Origin of the sequence: Micromonospora acroterricola (assembly GCF_003172955.1) — a bacterium.
GTDB lineage: Bacteria > Actinomycetota > Actinomycetes > Mycobacteriales > Micromonosporaceae > Micromonospora > Micromonospora acroterricola.
Genome location: NZ_QGKR01000348.1, coordinates 1 through 1,337, shown reverse-complemented (window position 1 = coordinate 1,337; position 1,337 = coordinate 1). Strand labels below are relative to the sequence as shown.

Below are 1,337 nucleotides of genomic sequence, written 5' to 3'. Positions count from 1 at the left end.
CCGCCACCACCGCCGCGAGGCACGCCGGCCAGGACCGACCGGCCAGCTCGGCCAGCGCCGCCGCCTGGATCAGGAGGACGACCACCAGGGCGACCACCCCGAACGGGCCGACGTCCGGCTTCTTCATGATCTCCAGCGCGGCCGCGCCCCGCCGGTACGAGCCCAGCGCGTCCACGGTGTCGGCCAGCCCGTCGAGGTGCAGCCCCCGGGTGAGCAGCGCGGCGGCGCCCACCGTCACGCCGGCGGCCACCAGCGGGGGAGCGACCGCTCCGGCCAGCAGCAGCACGCCGGCGAGCAGCACACCGAGCAGCACGCCGACCGCCGGGGCGAGCGCCATCGCGACGCCGGCCACCGGCCGGTCGATCCGTCCGGCCCGCACCGGCAGCGTGCTGAACGTGGTGACCGCCAGCCGGGCCCCCGCGGCGAGCCGTGACTCAGCCGGCACGCCAGCCCGACGCCGGCTGCTCGTCCGCCCCGGTGCTGGCCGGGCCCGGCCCCGCCGGCTCCGGCTCGGCGTAGTCCGGCTCGGCGTAGTTCGGCTCGGCGTAGTCCGGCTCCTCGGCCTCCTGCGGCTCCTCGGTCTCCTGGTCCGGCTCCCCGCCGCCGGCCAGCGACGGGTGGACCGGCAGAGTGGCGGCCAGTGACAGCACCGAGCGCAGCAGCGGGAGCGCGACCAACGCGTTGGCCCCCTCGCCGAGATCCAGCCGCAGGTCGAGCAGCGGGGTGAGGCCGAGCACGTCGGCGGCCAGCCGCACGGCCGGGTGGCCGCCGTGGTCGGCGAGCAGGCACCAGTGCCGCGCCTGCCCGGCCAGATCCCGGCTGACCATGCCGGCGGCCAGCCCGACCGGCCCGTCCAGCAGCACCGGCACCCGGCGCGCGGTGGCCCCGAGCAGCACGCCGGTCGCCACCGCCACGTCACCGCCGCCCAGCTCGGCCAGCACGTCCTTGGCGCCCCTCGGCGAGCGGCGGGTGCGGTGCAGCGCGTCGCGTACCGCGGCGCAGCGGACCATCCACGCCGCGTCGTCGATCTCGCCGGAGTCGGTGATCACCCGGCCGAGCACGGCCGGCGGCTCCGCGCCCGCGGTGGCCGCCAGCACCGCCGCCGCGGCCGCCTCGGTGCCGGCGCCGCACGCGGCCAGCACCAGCAGCTGTACCCCGGCGTCGGCGGCCTGCTCGGCCAACCGCCAGCCGTAGCGCAGCGCGGACTCCACCTGGTCGGGGGAGAGCGCCGGCTGGTCCTCCATGGGCGCGGCGGCCGGGGTGTTCACCACCTGGAGGCTCGCGCCGCTCTCGGCGGCCAGCCGGGCCAGCGCGCCCCGGCCGGCGCGGGCCTGCCC

Annotated in this window: 2 protein-coding genes; both read right to left on the bottom strand. The window is 79.2% G+C overall.

The window, feature by feature from the left end; translation table 11 throughout:
- A partial coding sequence (locus DKT68_RS29240) for an adenosylcobinamide-GDP ribazoletransferase (protein WP_146218449.1) occupies positions 1-445 on the bottom strand: 445 nt, incomplete at its 3' end.
- Positions 435-1,337 (bottom strand): nicotinate-nucleotide--dimethylbenzimidazole phosphoribosyltransferase (locus DKT68_RS29235; RefSeq protein ID WP_146218448.1); only part of this gene is annotated, 903 nt, incomplete at its 5' end. The genes DKT68_RS29235 and DKT68_RS29240, both read right to left, overlap by 11 nt.